The sequence below is a fragment of the Chryseobacterium sp. PMSZPI genome (genome assembly GCF_002835665.1).
Taxonomy (GTDB): domain Bacteria; phylum Bacteroidota; class Bacteroidia; order Flavobacteriales; family Weeksellaceae; genus Chryseobacterium.
Genome location: NZ_PIZV01000048.1, coordinates 1 through 18224, shown reverse-complemented (window position 1 = coordinate 18224; position 18224 = coordinate 1). Strand labels below are relative to the sequence as shown.

Below are 18224 nucleotides of genomic sequence, written 5' to 3'. Positions count from 1 at the left end.
GCGATTCCTAAAACAGTAAAGATCTTTTTCATAGTATAATTTTTTTTAAAATTTATATATTTATAATTTCTGCTGCTAAATTAATGGCTATTATTAATTTCTTCACAATATTTGGATTAATTTTGTGTTAATAATTTAAACAGTTTAGTATTAACAATTTTTAATTATTTTTACGAATTATTTTTCAGGGCTTGCGGAATTTTACTATTCTATTTATGTTGTTTTTCTTTGGTGTATTTTTAGGAAATGCCCAAGTATTTTCATGGAAAAATCCCAATATTCCCCAAGACTCCGTTAAAAGAGACAGTATCCTCGCAGCCAGGCTGGAACAGGACATTTTTGCAAAAGATACGCTGGACTTTGTAAGAACCAATAACAAAGTTATAATAGATGAAGCCGTATTGGCTAAAAACGATAAGAAAAGGTTTTTAGGTGAGCTGAATTCCAAAGGTTCTATTATCCGGGGAATTACTTTCGGTAACAATCAGGGACAATCTGTACAAAGCTCCATGGACCTTCAAATTTCCGGACGTCTCTCAAAAGATGTTACTATTTTAGCCAGTATTTCAGACCATAATTTACCTATCCAGGCAGATGGTTATACCCAAACTTTAGAAGAATTTGATAAGATTTACATGCAGCTTAACATTAAGGATAAATCTATTCTTAGAGCTGGCCATTTGGATCTTGTTGAATCTAAAAACTATTTTGCCAAGTACCAGAGAAGGAGCATGGGAATTCAGTTTCAGACTCAATTCGGGCAAGAGAATAAAACTTTTGTGGATATTTCTGCAGGGGTTGCACGAAGTGAATTCCACAGAGTTCGTTTTCAAGGGGTTGAAGGTAATCAGGGGCCTTATCGTCTGACCGGTAAAAACGGAGAGCAATTTATTACTTTGATCTCCGGTTCCGAGCAGGTATTTATTGATGGTATATTAATGAAACGAGGTGAAAACCAAGACTATATCATTAACTACAATACCGGTGAAGTTACCTTTACCAGTTTTCGTCCTATTTTCCAACAAAATTTCATTACTATTTCTTATAACTATGCCAATAGAAACTATTCAAGGTATTTGTTCACCGGAAAATTGGAGCATCAGAGAGAGAAGTTTAAAGTAGGTTTCAACTGGTTCATGGAAAATGATAACAAAAATGCTCCTCTTTCTTTAAATTTATCTAAAGAAGATGAACAAATTCTTGCCAATGCAGGAAATGATCCTAACTTGATGTATGCACCATCAGGAGTTGTTACCGAATATGATGTCAATAAAATTTTGTATCGTTTAAATCCTGCCGGAAACTTTTATGAGTATTCCACAGATTCTTCTCAAACACTATATCAGGTTTCCTTCACTTATTTTGGGGCGAATCAAGGAGACTATAAAACATCTAAAACCACCAATAACGGACGTGTTTTCGAATATGTAGGTCCTAATGCCGGAGATTATAAAGCCGTAAGAAAGCTTCCTTCCCCTCAAAAATCACAGGTATTTTCTTTAAATTCTGAATATGTATTAAATGGAGGGAAAATAGGAACGGATATTTCTTTAAGTAACTATGATGTAAACCTATTTTCATCAAAAGATTCTGATCAAAATGTAGGATATGCATGGCGCATTTTTGGAAATAAAAGCTTTACAAAAAGCAATTGGAAAGGAACGCCAAGCTTTGAATATCAATACATCGACAGACAATTTCATATTTTAGACCGAATCAACGATGTTGAATTCTCCAGAGATTTCAACTTAGCTCAAGAATTCAACAAAAAAACACAGAATAGATTTATTTTCAGCTTCTTAAATAAATGGAATAACAAGTCTACTTTAAATTACCGCGTCAATTACCTGAATGAACAAGACTCTTATAAAGGGCTTAAAAACGATTTAGACTTCGGCTGGATCTCAGGTAAATTCTTTACCAAAGGAAATTTATCTTACTTAAATACCAATGCTACCCTTCAGGACACCAAGTTTATCCGCGGTGGAGTATCTACTGAATACACCGGCAAAAAAGGAAGCTGGGCCCTTGGAGGAAGTATGGAGCATAATGAAAAGAAATACAATGACACCCAACTTATGGATGTCACAAGTTTTAGCTGGAAAGAAATTTTTGTCCAAAAGAAAATCGGTGACAGTACCCGAACCAAGTTACTTGCAAAAGCCTATATGAGAGATAATGACTCGGTACGCGATAACAGGCTTCAAAACATGAATACTATTTTAGGATTTATGGCTGAAAGTCAAATTATTAAAACCGAAAAAACAACTTTAAATGCATTAATCCATTATAGAAAATTCTTCTATCAAAATGTAGAATCCGGGACTGTGACCAGAAATAATGATTTTGTCGTTGGAAATATCCTTTATAATCAACAACTTTTCAGAAACGGAATGCGTCTTCAGGCATTTTATGAACTGGGGAATGGGCAGGAAGCTCAAAGAGAATTCCAATACATTAAAGTGACAGATGGACAAGGTGTTTACAAATGGACGGATTACAATGGTGATGGCATCCAACAGCTGGATGAATTTGAGATCGCAGAATATTCCGATTTGGCACAATATATCAGAGTTTATACCAACTCCGTGAGATACATTCCATCCAATAAAAATAAATTGCAATTGGCATTATTTGTCAATCCCGCCATTATTTTCAATTCCGAGAATGCATTTCTAAAACGTTGGAATTTCAACATTTCCCTTAATGCTCAAAATTCATTCTATAAAAAAGATAAGGTCTTAGTCCTTAATCCATTTGAAAAAAATAGTGATCAAATTTTAAAAAACCAAAATATCCTAACCTCTGTACAGTTTAACCCGACCGATAAATCAGGTTGGAACGGAAACTACAGATTTATTTCAAACGACAATTTGATCAATGCTAACTTCAGTAATGAAGAACGTGAACAGACCTCTCATTTTGTGAATATCGGGTATTGGTTTAATAAAGAATTCAGAGTCGATTGGGAGAATTCCATTCATGATATTAAAAATTCCTCACAGTTGTTTGCTACGAGAGATTACCGTTTAAATAATTTCGAAACCAAACCTAAAGCAACTTACAAATTCACCGATGCTATTCAGGCAGAATTTTCTTCCGCTTTCCGTAATAAGCACAGGCTGGATGGTGAAGAATCTTTGAAAGCGTTTGACATTACCGGAACCATTCAATGGGAACGGAGGAAGACCTCTATTCGCGGTACTTTCTCTTTCATTAATAATAATTTCAACGGAAACAATTTCAGTATCGTTGGAAATCAAATGCTGGATGGCTTAAAACCGGGAAAAAACCAAGTATGGAGCGTATTTATCCAACAGGCAATCAATTCCTTTATTCAATTGAATTTAAATTATGAAGGAAGAAACTCAGGAGAAAGGACCATTCATATTGGAAGTATGCAGGTAAAGGCGAGCTTCTAGAATTCATGATTCAAAGTTTAAGGTTTAAGGTTAATTATCCACCACCACCTAATTTCCCTCCAGACTTTAAAACTCTCCTACCCTCAAACTTCTCTCCCCTTAAACCTACCCCATCACACCAATAGATATTATCATATTTTCTAATGCTTAGAATTTTGTAAATTTGCACCATGATAAAAATAGGCAACATAGAACTGCCGGAATTTCCACTTTTGCTGGCTCCGATGGAAGATGTAAGTGATCCTCCGTTCAGACGTTTGTGTAAGATGCATAGTGCAGATTTAATGTATTCGGAATTTATTTCTTCCGAAGGCTTAATTCGTGATGCTATCAAAAGCCGTAAAAAACTGGATATTTTCGATTATGAGAGACCGGTTGGTATACAGATTTTTGGTGGTGACGAAGAAGCTATGGCAATGTCTGCAAGAATTGTAGAAACGGTAAATCCGGATTTAGTTGATATTAATTTTGGGTGTCCTGTAAAAAAAGTAGTTTGCAAAGGAGCAGGTGCAGGAGTATTGAAAGATATCGACCTTATGGTACGTCTTACGAAAGCCGTTGTAAGTTCTACTCATTTGCCTGTAACAGTGAAGACTCGTTTAGGCTGGGACAGCACTTGTATCAATATTGATGAAGTAGCAGAACGTTTACAGGAAACAGGAATTAAAGCGCTTACAATACACGCCAGAACCCGTGCACAAATGTACAAGGGAGAAGCAGATTGGGAGCATATTTCAAGAATCAAACAAAATCCTAATATTGAAATTCCAATTTTTGGAAACGGTGACATAGACTCCCCGGAGAAAGCATTGGAATATAAACAAAAGTATGCTTGCGATGGAATTATGATCGGACGTGCTGCCATTGGATATCCTTGGATATTTAATGAAATTAAGCATTTCTTTAAAACAGGTGAGCATTTGCCTGCACCAACTATTTCCGATCGTTTATTAGCTGTACGCCAGCACGCAGAATGGAGTGCGGAATGGAAAGGAGAAAGATTAGGACTTGTTGAAATGAGACAACACTACAGCAATTATTTCCGTGGTGTTCCCCATTTCAAAGAGTTTAGAAAAAAATTCCTGGAAGTGTTCACATTAGCAGAAATGGATAGCCTAATTAAGGAAACACAACAGTTCTACGAAGAATATCAGGAACAGGTATAAAAATAAAAACCATCAAATTCATGATGGTTTTTTATTTTTGAATATTATTATTTTAGTATCCTTCAGATGAAGTTTGATTTTTAATTAAAGCTAATGCTGACGAGGTCCCGATTCTCTTTACACCTAAATTAATCATTTTCTCGGCATCCTCAGGAGTTCTTACCCCTCCGGCTGCTTTCACAGGTAATTTCCCTGCGTTATCCAACATTATTTTTATTCCTTCAAATGTTGCTCCGTTAGGTTTTCCACCTGTTGTTTCATAGAAACCTGTAGAGGATTTCACAAAAATCTTAGACCAATCATTTTCCGGAAAGTTTTCTTCCGCCCAGTTAGAAATATTTTTAGTAAGATCGGCGATTTGCGTGTCTGTTAAAGCAGCAATTTCAATGATCCATTTAACGATTTTGTTATGTTTCAAACCAAGTTGAGAACATCTTACAAACTCATCTTTTACCAGTTCTATATTCCCTTGAAGGTAGGCTTTATAATTAATTACAAAATCTAATTCATCTACACCGTCTTCAATTGCTTTTGAAGCTTCTTCAAGTTTTTCTTCAACGGAGTATGTACCTTCGTGAAAACCAATTACAGTTCCCACTACAACATTTGAATTTCTTTCCTGAATATATTTTTTGATTTCCGATACATAATCCGGACGAATCATTACGGCAAAAATACCGTTATCAATTGCTTCCTGAGTAAGTTCTTTATCTTTTTGAAGGGTTTCTTCATGTGAAAGGCCTGATTGTTCAGGTGTTTTCAAGTAAGTTGAATCCAAATATTGGGCTATGTTCATATCTATTCTATTATACTTTCAGTTGTCTGTAAATACCTTGTTCCAAAGATATGAAAGTTTCTGTTCTTGTCACTCCTTTTAGCTTCTGAAGTTTGCTAAGAATCTGCATTAAATGATCATTGTCTTTACAAAGCACCTTTAGGAATATGGTATAATTTCCTGTTGTATAGTGGGCTTCCACTACTTCATTGATGTCGTGTAGAGATTTTACCACGTCAGGGTAATGACTTGGCTGATCTAAGAACACACCAATGTATGAGATCACCTTATAACCGATTTTTTTAGGGTTAAGGAATGAGATAGAGTTTTCAATAACTCCTGCGTGTTCTAGCTTTTTGATTCTTTGGTGGACTGCCGTCGTAGAAATCCCCACGTTTTTTGAGATATGTGCTAAAGAAGTTTTAGCATTATCCATCAACATGTAGATGATTTCTTTGTCGATTGAATCTAAATGATAGCTTGTGTTGCTCGAATTTTTCATTTTCTACTTTTTTATTATTTATGTTTTTTATGGTAAAATTTTAAACTTTACAAAAACCGGAAAGTGATCACTATAACCGCCCAAATACCGTGTACCAGCATAAGTTCGAAAAGGTCTGTCCTCAAATTTTCTGGCTTTGCTTCGTATTTTTTCAGAATTGAATACATGGGCATCCTGAAAAATCAACGTCTTATTATCAAGAAGAGATCTCGACATAATGATCTGATCGTAAAGCAAACCAGATTTATAATGAAAAGTAGAATAATTTCTTGTGGAGAACAACTTCTGAAAAGGGTTCATCAAAACCTCCTCATGATCGTTGTCGTAGAGAATTTTTACTAATTTTCCATCATCCGGGTTTTCGTTAAAATCACCACACAGTATGACATGCTCTTGATCAGCATTTACAATTTTCATGATCCGTTCCCGGATCTCGTTTAATATAAAGGCTCTTTTAGGTTCATTAATATCTTTTTCTCTCTTAGAGGGAAGGTGAGCGATAAAGACATTAATAATTTCTCCTTTATACTTAACTTTAGAAAATAGTACGTCCCTGGTTGTGTCGTAATTTCCTGTGTTTTTATTTAATATTTCAAAAAAGAAAGTAATGGTTTCAGAATCAATAACCTCTACTTTATTTTTATCATATAACATTGCTACATCCACCTTTCTTTCATCCATAGAATTGTAATGAACAATTCCGTATTCTGAATTAAAAGGCTCCATCTCTACAAGGTCTTCTAAAACTTTCCTTCCGGAAACTTCAGATAGCCCTATTATAAATGGCATTACACCATTATCCTCCTTCATCAATTGAAATACGTGCGAGATTTTAAAAAGCTTGTTTTTATATCTTGCTTCATCCCAGTTTCTTAAACCTGATTTTGTTGGATCCAATTTATGGACAGGTTTTGGATCAGGTAAAAATAAATTTTCAACATTATAAAAAGAGAACAATTCCGTCTGCATCGATTTCTTTCTTTATTTTATTATGTTCTTTTTAAATATAAATTTATTATTTATTCAATTTTACTGATTTTTTCCGCTATACCTTCAAATCAATTTCAAGTAAGAAATCATTCAAATATAACAAAAAATATCAACAAAACAACTTATTGTAAATTAAATTTTCAATTATTTCCCATTATATCACCACAATCAGAAATCGAAATAATATACAGAAATCGAAATATTGAAAATAAAATTTCAGTTTTAATCCAAAACCGATAATTTTTTCCTTTTCATGTACACTTATAGCAAATATTATTCCATTTTATAAATTAACAAATGGAATAAATAAAAAAAAGTAACAGTTAAATGGATTTAAGTAATTTTTTTACAGCAAATCAGGGCGTTTTTCTTTTGTAATTCTCACTGCTTCATCATGACGCCACTCTTCTATTTTTTTAAAATTTCCGCTTAGCAAAACTTTAGGAACCTCCAAGCCTTTGTAAGTTTCGGGTCTTGTATAAATAGGTGGAGACAAAAGATCATCCTGGAAACTATCCGTTAAAGCACTTTGCTCATCATTCAAAACACCAGGAAGCAAACGGATTACAGAGTCTGCCAGAACACAAGCAGCCAATTCTCCTCCGGTAAGAACATAATCTCCGATCGATATCTCTTTAGTAATATGAAGATCTCTTACACGCTGATCAATTCCTTTATAGTGCCCACAAAGGAAGATCAGATTTTCTTTAATAGAAAGGGTATTGGCTATTTTTTGATTGAGAGTAACTCCATCCGGTGTAAGATATATCACCTCATCATATTCTCTTTGAGATTTAAGCTCAGAAATACATTTATCCAATGGTTCTACCATCATAACCATTCCTGCTCCGCCTCCATAAGGCTCATCATCAATTTGCCTGTGCTTGTTGATTGCCCAATCTCTTAAATGATGAAAATGTACTTCTGCCAATCCTTTATCCATTGCTCTTTTTAAAATAGAGGTTTTAAATGGACTTTCCATCAATTCAGGAAGTACGCTTATTATATCAATTCTCATTGTAATGTTCCGTTTTTCTTAGTAGGTATAATAATTAATCTTAAAGAAGAATCTTTGTTGATATAGCTCCACATCCAGTTGAAGAATATAGCCAGCTTATTTCGAACGCTCAAAATTAGCATTAAATGGAGAAACATCCAGAAATACCATGCTAAAAAGCCTTGAAACTTAATAAATGGCAGATCAACAACCGCTCTGTGCTTACCTATTGTTGCTAATGAGCCTTTGTCGTCATACTCATATTCTTTCCATTCATCCTGGCTTTTCTTTAAAAGATTTTTACCTAAATTTTTTGCTTGATTTATAGCTACGTTAGCCACCTGTGGATGTCCTTGCGGATACTTTGGAGTTTCCATATAGGCGATATCCCCAATGGCATAAATATTATCGTAACCTTTTATTTTGTTGTATCGATCTACAATATATCTGTTTCTGATTAATTTTTCTTCAGGAAAACCACCGACAACATTTCCGGTAACTCCTGCTGCCCAAATTACATTATTGGACGGAATTTCTTTTCCGCTTTTTAAATAGACTTTATCGCCGTCATAATCCGTCACCACATCTCCGCTTAAGAAAGTTACTCCGAGGTCTTTAAGATATTTTTCAGATTTATCCTGAGCTTCCTTGCTCATTACGGCAAGAGGTTTTTCTGTAGAACTTACCAAAATAATCCTCAAATGATCGAAGTTCATATAAGGATAATCTCTTGGAAGAATATCTTTTTTCATTTCAGCAAAAGCTCCTGCCAATTCTACTCCGGTAGGTCCGCTTCCTACGATAACGATATTCCAGTTTCCATCGTCACTTCTACTTTTTTCAAGAATCAATTTTTCAAAAGTCATTAAAACATGATTTCTGATGCTGATGGCTTCCTGGGTATTTTTCATTCCGAAAGCTTTTCCTTCAAGATCTTTATTACCGAAAAAGTTAGTTTTACAACCTGTAGCAATAATTAATTTATCATAAGTGAATTCTGCTTCATCTGTAATGACTTTATTGTGCGCAGTGTCTATTTCTTTCACTTCCGTCATACGGAATTGAGTATTTCTGGATTGTTGAAAAATCTTTCTGAAGGGGAAAGAAATATTGGAAGGTTCAATCCTTCCTGAGGCTACCTGATAAAAAAGCGGCTGAAACATATGATGATTCATCCGATCCAGAACAATGACTTTTTTGTTCTTATTATTCAATGTTTTTGCAAGCTGCAGCCCCGCAAATCCTCCTCCAATAATGATGATTTTTTCGCGTGTTTCCATAATACACAAATTTACTGATTTTATTTAGCATTTAGTAGTGAAAAAAGTTAGTTTTGCAAAACTTTATGACACCAAAAAAGTACACCAAAAAAACTGCCAAACAGATTCATAAGAACAGACGGAAGAATTATTTCTTCCGCAGAAATGTAATATTAGCCATCTTAATTCTGGCCCTGATAGGAACCGGCTTTTATCTAAAGCAGTCTGTCAGCTATTATTACGCATTATATTTTAATAAATTCATTCATAAAAAACTTCATAACAGCGAAAAGGAGGCCTCAAGAATTCAACGAATTCTTGCCAATAACCTTGATAAAACATATGGCTTTGATGTTTCTCATTATCAAAACAAAGAAGATATCAAATGGGATAGTCTTAGCATCGGAAACAAAACAATTCCACTAGAATTTGTCGTGATGCGTGCTACTATGGGAAATAAAAGCGCCGACAAGCATTTTGATGAGTTTTGGACAAAAGCAAAGAAACATGAGCTGATCCGTGGGGCATATCATTTTTACAGAGCGGACGAAGATCCGGTGATTCAGGCCAATAACTTTTTAGCCAATGTAAAATTGGAAAGCGGAGATCTGCCACCAATTTTAGATATTGAAAAGATTCCTAAGCGTAAAACGAACCAAAAACTGGTTGAGGATTTAAAAGTATGGTGTAAAATTGTTGAGGAAACTTATGGGGTAAAACCAATCATCTATACTTATTACCACTATTACAAAGATTTTCTGAAAGGGGAATTTGACGGATATCCGCTTTGGCTGGCCAACTATAATGATGTTCCATCTCCATCTCCTGATGACCAGTGGGATTTTTGGCAGTTTACAGAAAACGGAATCGTTCACGGAATCAATACTAAAGTAGATCTTGACATTTATAATGGAAATTCGTGGTCTTTGAAAAGACTGACATTGGATTGATTGAGAAGAATGGAGAATGGAAGCAGGAAGTTCCTTTCACCCTTAAAACGGTTGTAAGTTAGTATAAACTCATCCATCCAGCAAGAGGATAAAAAACTGAAAATTGCATTTTACGAATTTAACAACCTCACTCTTCCAGCTTCCAGCCTTAGATTTTATTTCTTCCCCAAGAATCCCAAAATATCTGTATTCAGTTCGTCGGGTCTTTCATAAGGAACCATATGGGTAGTATCTTTATAAATTTTCAACTCAGCATTGGGAACCTGCTTTGAAATAAATTCGGTATGATCCGGTTTGATCACATCTCTATCTCCTGCAATAACCAGTACCGGATTTTTTATTTTATTTAGATCCTTTTTGTTCATATTAGGTTCTGTAAGCATTATTTTTAAAAGCCTGCGCTCACTGAATGTCTCGGCAGGTGCCATTTGATTCAACTGTTTCATGTGATTGGTAAACCGCTCAATAAGTTTATCTTCAACACCTTCAGGAAAAGCATTTGCTCCTATAGTGACCAGTTTATTAAGATTTTCCGGATATTTCAATGCAAATTCAAGCCCTGTATTTCCTCCGTCGCTCCAACCGACGATATTTATTTTATCAAATTTCAGATCGTCTGCTAGTGCTTTTACATCTTCAGCAAACAATCTATAAGTAAAATCTTTTTTTGAGGTATCTATACTTCTTCCCTGTCCTCTTGTGTCTACCGCAATTACTTTATACTGTTTAGACAAAACAGGAATTTGTTGATAATAATCTTTTATACTGCCTGAATTTCCATGAAGCAAAACCAGAGGCTCACCTTCACCATAAATTTCATAATAAAGATTCGTATCTTTCAACTTCAGGTAATTTCCGACAGACTCATTTTTTCCGTATGTTGATTGATCTGCCTCCTGTATATTTTTTGTATTGTCACGCAACCAGTTGGCGCTGTCATCATCTGAATACACATCATCTTCACCTTTTGAATCGTCTCCGTTCTTATCCATTTTCACATCAATATTAATGGCTGGCGCCGCAAGAGTCATCTTTTCCCATTCTCCATAGAACTTTCTCATGAATCCTGTTTTAAATAATGCCGCACTGATTTTAATGCTTCCGTTAAATGCTTTTAAAAACTGAATTCCAACAAAAAATTTCCCTTTAACCCAAATGTTATGATCATTAACATCCAATGCATAGGTTCCGTCTTTAATCATATCCTCAGTAAGCTGTACCGTAATTTCTTCATCCAGAATATTTTTATCGGGGAAACCATTTTTTTCACTGTAAATGCTGTATCTCATGATAACAGGCTCTGTGGAAGTGAAACGGGCAATATTCAGATTAATATTTTTGATTTTGGATCTTTTCTTTGTCCTAAACTCCAAAGCTGTTTCGCCTAGAAAATTGGTATTATCTCCTGCTGGATTAACAAAATATAAAACACTTTTGGTTTTCGTTTTAATTCCCCAGTTTTTATCCACCAACTTTTTAGGCTTAATTGCAATTTCCTTGATGGTTTTCGTTTTTTCATTCAAAAATATCTTTCGTTGATCGTGCGACTTAAAATTCTGCACAGTTTCCTCATAAGGATCATATCCCGGCACTTCTATTTTCACTTTTTGTTGGGGTTCCAGGTTCGAGAGATCGATTGAAAATTTACCTTTCTCATCAGAGATAACTCCGATATTATTCTTTTTAACCCCAACCTTCACATAAGGAATGGGTTGATTTTCGTTTTTGGAAATAATCGTTCCGGAAATTACCTGTGCATTCAGGGAAAATGCCGCAAATAGAAAGAAGAAGGCATTATGTTTTTTCATGATAAAAGTTTGATGCAAACTTATTTATTTCTGATCATCAACTCTCATAATACCGTATTAAATTTCACTATATTTTAGTTAAAACTATTTTAAAGTTTTACTATAGCTATACCTTTACAAAACATTCATGATTTCCTCCCAAGAGTTTACTCTTTTATACGTTTTATTTTCAATTAGCTCATTGTGAGGTTGAGTAAAAATCAATCGTTGTCCTGAAAAATGATCAAGATTTTTGGGATAATCGTCAATCATTATATCTCCTGAAACCACTTTTTTACTTCCACAAAGAACGATCTGTTTCCATGTAATGAATGGAAAATGTTCTGCCAGCCAGTCATATTTTTCTCTTAAGCTATTTGGAAATTCCATTCCTGCAGATACAATATACAGATCATATTTATTGTTTAAATATTCCATGGCTTCCCGGCTTCCTTTCATTACTGGTAATGTTCTGAAAAATCCGACTTCATTTACATGTTTTTTACCATTAGGAAATACCTCCAGTTCCGGTTTTCCTGCCAAATCACCAATTTCAAACTCTCTTCCTGTGTCTCTTTTCTCAAATTGTATCAGCTGATGATATACATCTGCCATTACCCCATCCATGTCAACAATTACTTTTTTCATTATTTTATAATCAGGTTTTATATTATTTTACGATTAATCGTTAGGTTTTATCACCCGTTATCAAATTTACTGAATAGTTTTCACCAGTAAGGGGCACAGTTATTAAAAAATTATCAAGAAAATTCCGAAAAATTGTATGCCTACATTTTCGTACTTTTGCCCTTCAATTCAAAATCAAACCATAAATTCTAATGAATTACGTTTCTGCTGAAAATCTTACCAAATCTTATGGTATAAAAGTTTTATTCGAAAATATTTCTTTTCACATCAATGAAGGAGACAAAATAGCTATTGTTGCCAAAAACGGAAGTGGAAAATCTACCCTTCTGAAAATATTAATGGGTAAAGAAATTGCTGACAGCGGAACTGTAGTGATCAATAAAGATATTCAAGTCGTTTTATTTGATCAAGAGATCGATTATGATCCCAACCTAAGTATTGAAGAATTTATGATGGCTTTGGATTCTGCTCCTATCCTTGCTTTAAAGAATTACCATAAATCGCTACATTCTACCGATAATGATTTTATCGAAAAAGCTTTGGCTGATATGGAAGTACATAAAGCATGGGACCTGGAAAATGAAATGAAGCAAATCCTTTCTCAACTTAAAATCACCGATCTTGAGGCTAGAATGGGAACTCTTTCGGGAGGACAAATCAAACGTGTGGCACTGGCCAAATTATTAACTGAAACCAGAGCTGAGCACAGGCACACTCTTCTCATTATGGATGAACCTACCAACCACCTGGATGTGGATATGGTGGAATGGCTTGAAAATTATCTGAACAAAGCGAAAATTACACTTTTGCTTGTAACTCACGACAGGTATTTTCTTGATAGCGTGTGCGATATCATTTGGGAGATGGAAGATCAAAATCTTTATACCCATAATGGCTCCTATGCAACCTATCTCGAGAATAAAATGATCCGTGAGGAGAATCTCAATGCCACCATTGATAAGGCTAACAACCTTTACAGAAAGGAATTGGAATGGATGCGAAGACAACCTAAAGCAAGAACTACAAAATCCAAAAGCAGAATTGATGCATTCTATGAAACAGAAAAAGTAGCCAAAACTGACACTAGAAAAGATGGCCTGGAACTGGATTTTGAAATGAAACGCCTGGGGAATAAAATTCTTGAGCTTAAACATATTGACAAAAGCTTTGGATCCAAGGTTTTATTAAAGGATTTCAGTTACCAGTTTCAACGAGGAGAAAAAGTCGGAATTATCGGAAAAAACGGAGCCGGAAAATCGACTCTGCTCAATATCATCCAAGGATTTGAAAAAGCAGACAAAGGTGAAATTGAAACCGGAGAAACTATTTCTTTTGGATACTTCTCTCAAAAAGGGCTTACCTACAAGGAAGATGAGCGTGTCATTGATTTTATTAAAGAAATTGCTGAGTTTTATCCGTTAGCCAATGGAAAAAGCCTTTCTGCATCTCAATTCTTAAGATTATTCTTATTTGACGACCAAACCCAGTACTCTCCTATCTCAAAATTGTCGGGAGGTGAAAAAAGAAGACTTCATCTGATGTATATTCTTTATCAGAATCCTAATTTCTTAATTTTTGATGAACCTACGAATGACCTTGATCTTCCTACTTTAACTGTTCTGGAAAACTTTTTACAGCAATTCCAGGGATCATTGATCATAGTTTCTCACGATAGATATTTTATGGATAGAATCGTGGATCATGTATTGGCTTTTGAAGGCAATGGAAAAATCAGAGATTTTGTAGGAAACTTCTCAGAATATCGTGAAACCAGAAGTCGTGAAGAAGCTTTAGAAAAAAATACAGCTATAAAACCGGAACCTGTAAAAGAAAACATTACGGTCATTGAAAATACTTCACCTTCCAATACTCCAAAAAGAAAATTAACCTTTAAAGAACAAAGGGAATTGGAAACCATTGAAAAGGAAATGCCTGAACTGGAAGAACAGCGTGCAAAGATCTTAGACCAGCTTAATAACGAAACCGATTATGAAAAAATAGCCAAACTATCGGCAGAATTAGAAACGGTTTCTGAAAAACTGGGAAATCATGAAATGAGATGGCTTGAACTTCAGGAAATCATGTAAAAAACAGGAGTTCTGAATGAGTTCAAAGTTTAAGGTTTAAGGTTTAAAGTTCAAGGTTAATGATAGCCAGAAGTAGAAATTTCTGCTCTTTTACTCCCTATTACTTTTAAGTCGTCTGAGCTCATTCATAACTCGTTGATCAATTTACAAGACAATTATCCTTTCTTCTTTTGCGCTTTCCAGTGATGCATCAATGATTTTCATATTCAGGATGACTTCTTTTCCGGGTGATGGTAAAGCATATCCAAAGACAATATGTTCATAAATTTGCTGATAATAATTCATATAGTTTCCGGCTTCGCTGGAAGTCATGATCCTTTCTGTTTCGGAGTTTTCATTTAAAATATTTAAAATCCCATCTGTACCCTTCAACGGTTGTGTCCATTCATCTCCGTATACAGGAATTGCTCCTGCTACCAGTTCATTTTCCTGGTTATCGGTTCTTTCCTGTAGAAAACTTCCTTTATCTCCATGAATTTTATAGGCATAATGGTCTTCTTTAGTAAAAACCGATGACTTTAATCTTACCCTTAAATTATTTTTAAAATATAATAAAATCTCGAAATAGTCATTCGCAAACGCTGCTCCTTTCATAGAAAATACATCTGCAAAAAGTTTCTCAGGAAAACCAAAATATTGTACAGCCTGATCTACAAGATGAGCACCGAGGTCATGAAGTGATCCTGAGCCAACCTGATCAGGGCTTTCTTTATGTTGTTTGCCGCTAGGTGTTGTACGGAATCTATCAAAACGAATTTCAGCTTCTTTGATAGTACCTAATTTATTTTCGTTTAAAACCTTCTGAACCTGTAAAAAATCACGATCAAATCTTCTGTTTTGATAAACACTCAAAAATAATCCTTTTTCTTCTGCAAGATTGACTAATTCCTCAGCTTCCGCAACATCCACTGTAAATGGTTTTTCAACAATGATATTTTTTCCGGCTTCCAATGCTTTTTTTGCGTATTCATAATGGGTTTGAACCGGAGTGTTGATAATAACCAATTCTACATCTGCATTCTGAAGCATTTCTTCTACAGAACAATATATAGTAGCTTCAGGGTATTTAACCTTAGACTCTTCCTTACTCCTTTCCACTATTGCAGAAATAGAAAACCCGGGATGCTCTTTTAAAAAAGGAGCATGAAATACTTTTCCACTCATTCCAAAGGCACATAGTCCTGCTTTTACTAATTGCATAATTCAAATTTTCAACAAATATATTCATAAAAAATACGTCAATCCCCCATAGATAGTAAGTATAGAAACAATCCATTTTTGCTACTCAAAAATATATGATAAAAATCATGGAATTATTTTTATCTATTCTAAACAAATACTTACATTTGCGGCTTATTTAAAACTGTTCTATATAAAAATAAAATGAGAAGACAATTACTTTCTTTAGGACTTATATGCATCGCTATATCAGCGGGCGCACAGCTCAAAAATGCTGAAGCAGACACTCTAAGGACCCAAACTATTGAAGATATCAACCTTCATAAAACCGGGAATCCTAACCAGGCAAGAACATTATCTACAAAGTCTAATCTTTCGGTAATGGAAAACCCTCAGCCTATTGCTATTGTCACTCATGAAATTATCGAACAGCAACAGGCAAAACAATTAAGTGATGTCCTACAGAACGTAAATGGGGTTTATATTACTTCTTCCAGAGGGAACTCTCAGGATAGTTTTGGTGGACGAGGCTTCAGCTTAGGAAATGATAATATTTTCAAGAACGGATCCAGAATAAACAGTGGAGTCTTCCCTGAGGTAAGCGGATTAGAAAGAGTTGAAGTATTGAAAGGGGCTAATGCCATGCTTTTTGGTAATGCAGCTCCAGGGGGAATTATCAATATGATTACTAAAAAACCTAAATTTAATTTCGGAGGAAATATAGGTTTAAATGGCGGTAGCTGGAATTCTTACAAACCTACTGTTGACATCTACGGACCGCTATCTAAAAACATTGCATTTAGAATAAATGGAGCCTATGAGTATGCTGAAAGCTTCAGAGATGTGGTACAGTCTGAAAAGTATTACTTCAATCCTTCATTCTTATTTAATATCAGTCCAAAATCACAACTAATTGTAGAAGCAGATTATCTTAGAAATAATTTTACTCCGGATTTTGGTCTTGGTACTATTACCAAACAAGATGGGCTTTCTTATGAATTAAACACTCTTTTACCAAGAAATGCTTTTTTAGGAGCCAACTGGCAATATCAAAACGTAGATCAAGTTTCTACCAATGCTACTTTCAACCATCAGTTTAATGAAAAATGGTCATTAAATGCCGTAGCTTCTTACCAGAATTACACCAAAGACTATTTTTCTACTGAAAGGGTACAATGGGGATATGAAAAAAATACCAACCGTCTTTTCTGGAACAGACCTTTAAATAAAACATATAACGAACAAAATTATGTTTCAGCACAAGTAAACATCAATGGTGAGTTCAAAACTGGAAATATTGACCATAAGGTTTTAATTGGTGCGGATGCAGACTATGGTAGTACAGATTCTTATACATACTATGATCCTACAATTGCCGATCCTAAAAAAGCTGCATTCGGAACTTCATACTTATATGGTACTAATGGAAATTCTAATGGTACAATTTATCTAGATGATCTTTCAACATGGGCCAGTGGAAGTATGCCAAGTTCTAAAACACTAGAAAAAAACAGAATCAATACAAGAAGAATTGGAGTATATGTTCAGGATTTTGTAAGTCTTACTAAAGAGTTTAAAGTATTGGCAGGCCTACGTTGGTCTTATATTGAAAATATGCCAACCATCAATACTAAATTCAGAACCAATACTAAAAGTTTAGTAGATAATTCGTCGACCTCAGATCAGGCGATTTCTCCAAAAGTTGGATTAGTATATATGCCCAATAATAATCTTTCCGTATTTGCAACCTATACCAATTCATTTGTGGCTAATACCGGAAAAGATATTTACAGCTCTATCATAAAACCAACAACAGTTGATCAATATGAAGTAGGTGCTAAGAAGAACTTCTGGAACAATGCACTGGCAATAAACCTAACCGTGTATCAGATTATGTACAATAATTATTACCAGACAGCGGCATTTTTAGCTGATGGTAAAACGGCAAACAATGACCCTTTAATCAAAGAATTTGCAGGAAAAATGAGAAGCCGAGGTGTTGAATTGGACATTACCGGAAATCCAACAGAAAATTTATCCATCATCGGAGGTTTCTCTTACAACAACTCTGTATATCTTGATACTCCGGATACTTTCGGATACGTAGAAAATCAGAGACTTGTAAGAACACCAGCTACTACGGCCAATGCTTCAGTATTTTATAAGTTCACACGTTTTGCTAAAGGATTAAAAATAGGTGCCGGAGCTTATTTCATCGGAGATAGATTGGCAGGATGGAATGACACAAAAACTGGATCAACCAGTTTAGCTGCTAGAAATGGTATCAGTAGAGCTTTTTCTCTAAAAGATTATACTACAGTAACATTATCCGTAGGATATGAATGGAAAAAATTCTCTATCCAAGGGAAAGTGGGTAACCTGTTTGATGTGGTTAACTATAATGTTCACGAGAATTATTCCGTGAATCCGATTACACCAAGAAACTATTATTTCACCCTGAC

The 18224-nt window shown here is 34.8% G+C and carries 13 protein-coding genes; 5 read left to right on the top strand and 8 right to left on the bottom strand.

Features of this window, described 5'->3' with window-relative positions:
* Window positions 1-215 precede the first annotated feature (215 nt).
* Window positions 216-3422, top strand: coding sequence for a hypothetical protein (locus CW752_RS09250; protein WP_101239435.1), 3207 nt, complete (start codon window positions 216-218; stop codon window positions 3420-3422).
* 170 nt (window positions 3423-3592) lie between these two features.
* A complete protein-coding gene (dusB, locus tag CW752_RS09245; RefSeq protein WP_101239434.1) occupies window positions 3593-4588 on the top strand; it encodes a tRNA dihydrouridine synthase DusB in 996 nt (331 codons plus the stop codon).
* 52 nt (window positions 4589-4640) lie between these two features.
* On the opposite strand, the gene deoC is transcribed toward dusB, so the two are convergent.
* The 5 genes from deoC to CW752_RS09220 all read right to left on the bottom strand — a co-directional run bounded on the left by deoC (window position 4641) and on the right by CW752_RS09220 (window position 9132).
* Window positions 4641-5384, bottom strand: coding sequence for a deoxyribose-phosphate aldolase (gene deoC / locus CW752_RS09240; RefSeq protein ID WP_101239433.1), 744 nt, complete (start codon window positions 5382-5384; stop codon window positions 4641-4643).
* A 10-nt stretch (window positions 5385-5394) separates the two neighbouring features.
* Window positions 5395-5865 (bottom strand): Lrp/AsnC ligand binding domain-containing protein, encoded by a 471-nt coding sequence (locus CW752_RS09235; RefSeq protein ID WP_047490188.1) that lies wholly within the window; start codon window positions 5863-5865, stop codon window positions 5395-5397.
* 27 nt (window positions 5866-5892) lie between these two features.
* Entirely contained in the window at window positions 5893-6834 is a 942-nt protein-coding gene (locus tag CW752_RS09230) for an endonuclease/exonuclease/phosphatase family protein (protein WP_101239432.1), read from the bottom strand.
* Window positions 6835-7201: 367 nt separating this feature from the next.
* On the bottom strand, window positions 7202-7873 hold the full coding sequence (gene trmD / locus CW752_RS09225) for a tRNA (guanosine(37)-N1)-methyltransferase TrmD (RefSeq protein ID WP_101239431.1): 672 nt from the start codon (window positions 7871-7873) through the stop codon (window positions 7202-7204).
* Window positions 7870-9132 carry an NAD(P)/FAD-dependent oxidoreductase gene (locus CW752_RS09220; protein WP_101239430.1) on the bottom strand — a complete coding sequence of 421 codons (1263 nt, stop codon included), beginning with the start codon at window positions 9130-9132 and terminating at the stop codon, window positions 7870-7872. The genes trmD and CW752_RS09220 overlap by 4 nt, the downstream gene beginning before the upstream one ends.
* 65 nt (window positions 9133-9197) lie before the next feature.
* On the opposite strand from CW752_RS09220, the gene CW752_RS09215 reads away from it, so the two are divergent.
* Window positions 9198-10061 carry a glycoside hydrolase family 25 protein gene (locus tag CW752_RS09215; protein WP_101239429.1) on the top strand — a complete coding sequence of 288 codons (864 nt, stop codon included), beginning with the start codon at window positions 9198-9200 and terminating at the stop codon, window positions 10059-10061.
* Window positions 10062-10216: 155 nt separating this feature from the next.
* On the opposite strand, the gene CW752_RS09210 is transcribed toward CW752_RS09215, so the two are convergent.
* Both CW752_RS09210 and CW752_RS09205 read right to left on the bottom strand, forming a co-directional pair.
* Complete coding sequence (locus CW752_RS09210) at window positions 10217-11869, bottom strand: alpha/beta fold hydrolase (protein WP_101239428.1); 1653 nt, start codon at window positions 11867-11869, stop codon at window positions 10217-10219.
* Window positions 11870-11983: 114 nt separating this feature from the next.
* Window positions 11984-12496 (bottom strand): 5' nucleotidase, NT5C type, encoded by a 513-nt coding sequence (locus CW752_RS09205; RefSeq protein ID WP_101239427.1) that lies wholly within the window; start codon window positions 12494-12496, stop codon window positions 11984-11986.
* Between the two features lie 191 nt (window positions 12497-12687).
* On the opposite strand from CW752_RS09205, the gene CW752_RS09200 reads away from it, so the two are divergent.
* Entirely contained in the window at window positions 12688-14583 is a 1896-nt protein-coding gene (locus tag CW752_RS09200) for an ABC-F family ATP-binding cassette domain-containing protein (protein ID WP_101239426.1), read from the top strand.
* 144 nt (window positions 14584-14727) lie between these two features.
* Here CW752_RS09200 and CW752_RS09195 read toward each other — a convergent pair whose 3' ends face one another.
* Window positions 14728-15783 (bottom strand): Gfo/Idh/MocA family oxidoreductase, encoded by a 1056-nt coding sequence (locus CW752_RS09195; RefSeq protein ID WP_101239425.1) that lies wholly within the window; start codon window positions 15781-15783, stop codon window positions 14728-14730.
* Window positions 15784-15966: 183 nt separating this feature from the next.
* Here CW752_RS09195 and CW752_RS09190 point away from each other — a divergent pair.
* On the top strand, window positions 15967-18224 hold a 2258-nt coding region (locus tag CW752_RS09190), incomplete at its 3' end, for a TonB-dependent siderophore receptor (RefSeq protein ID WP_101239424.1).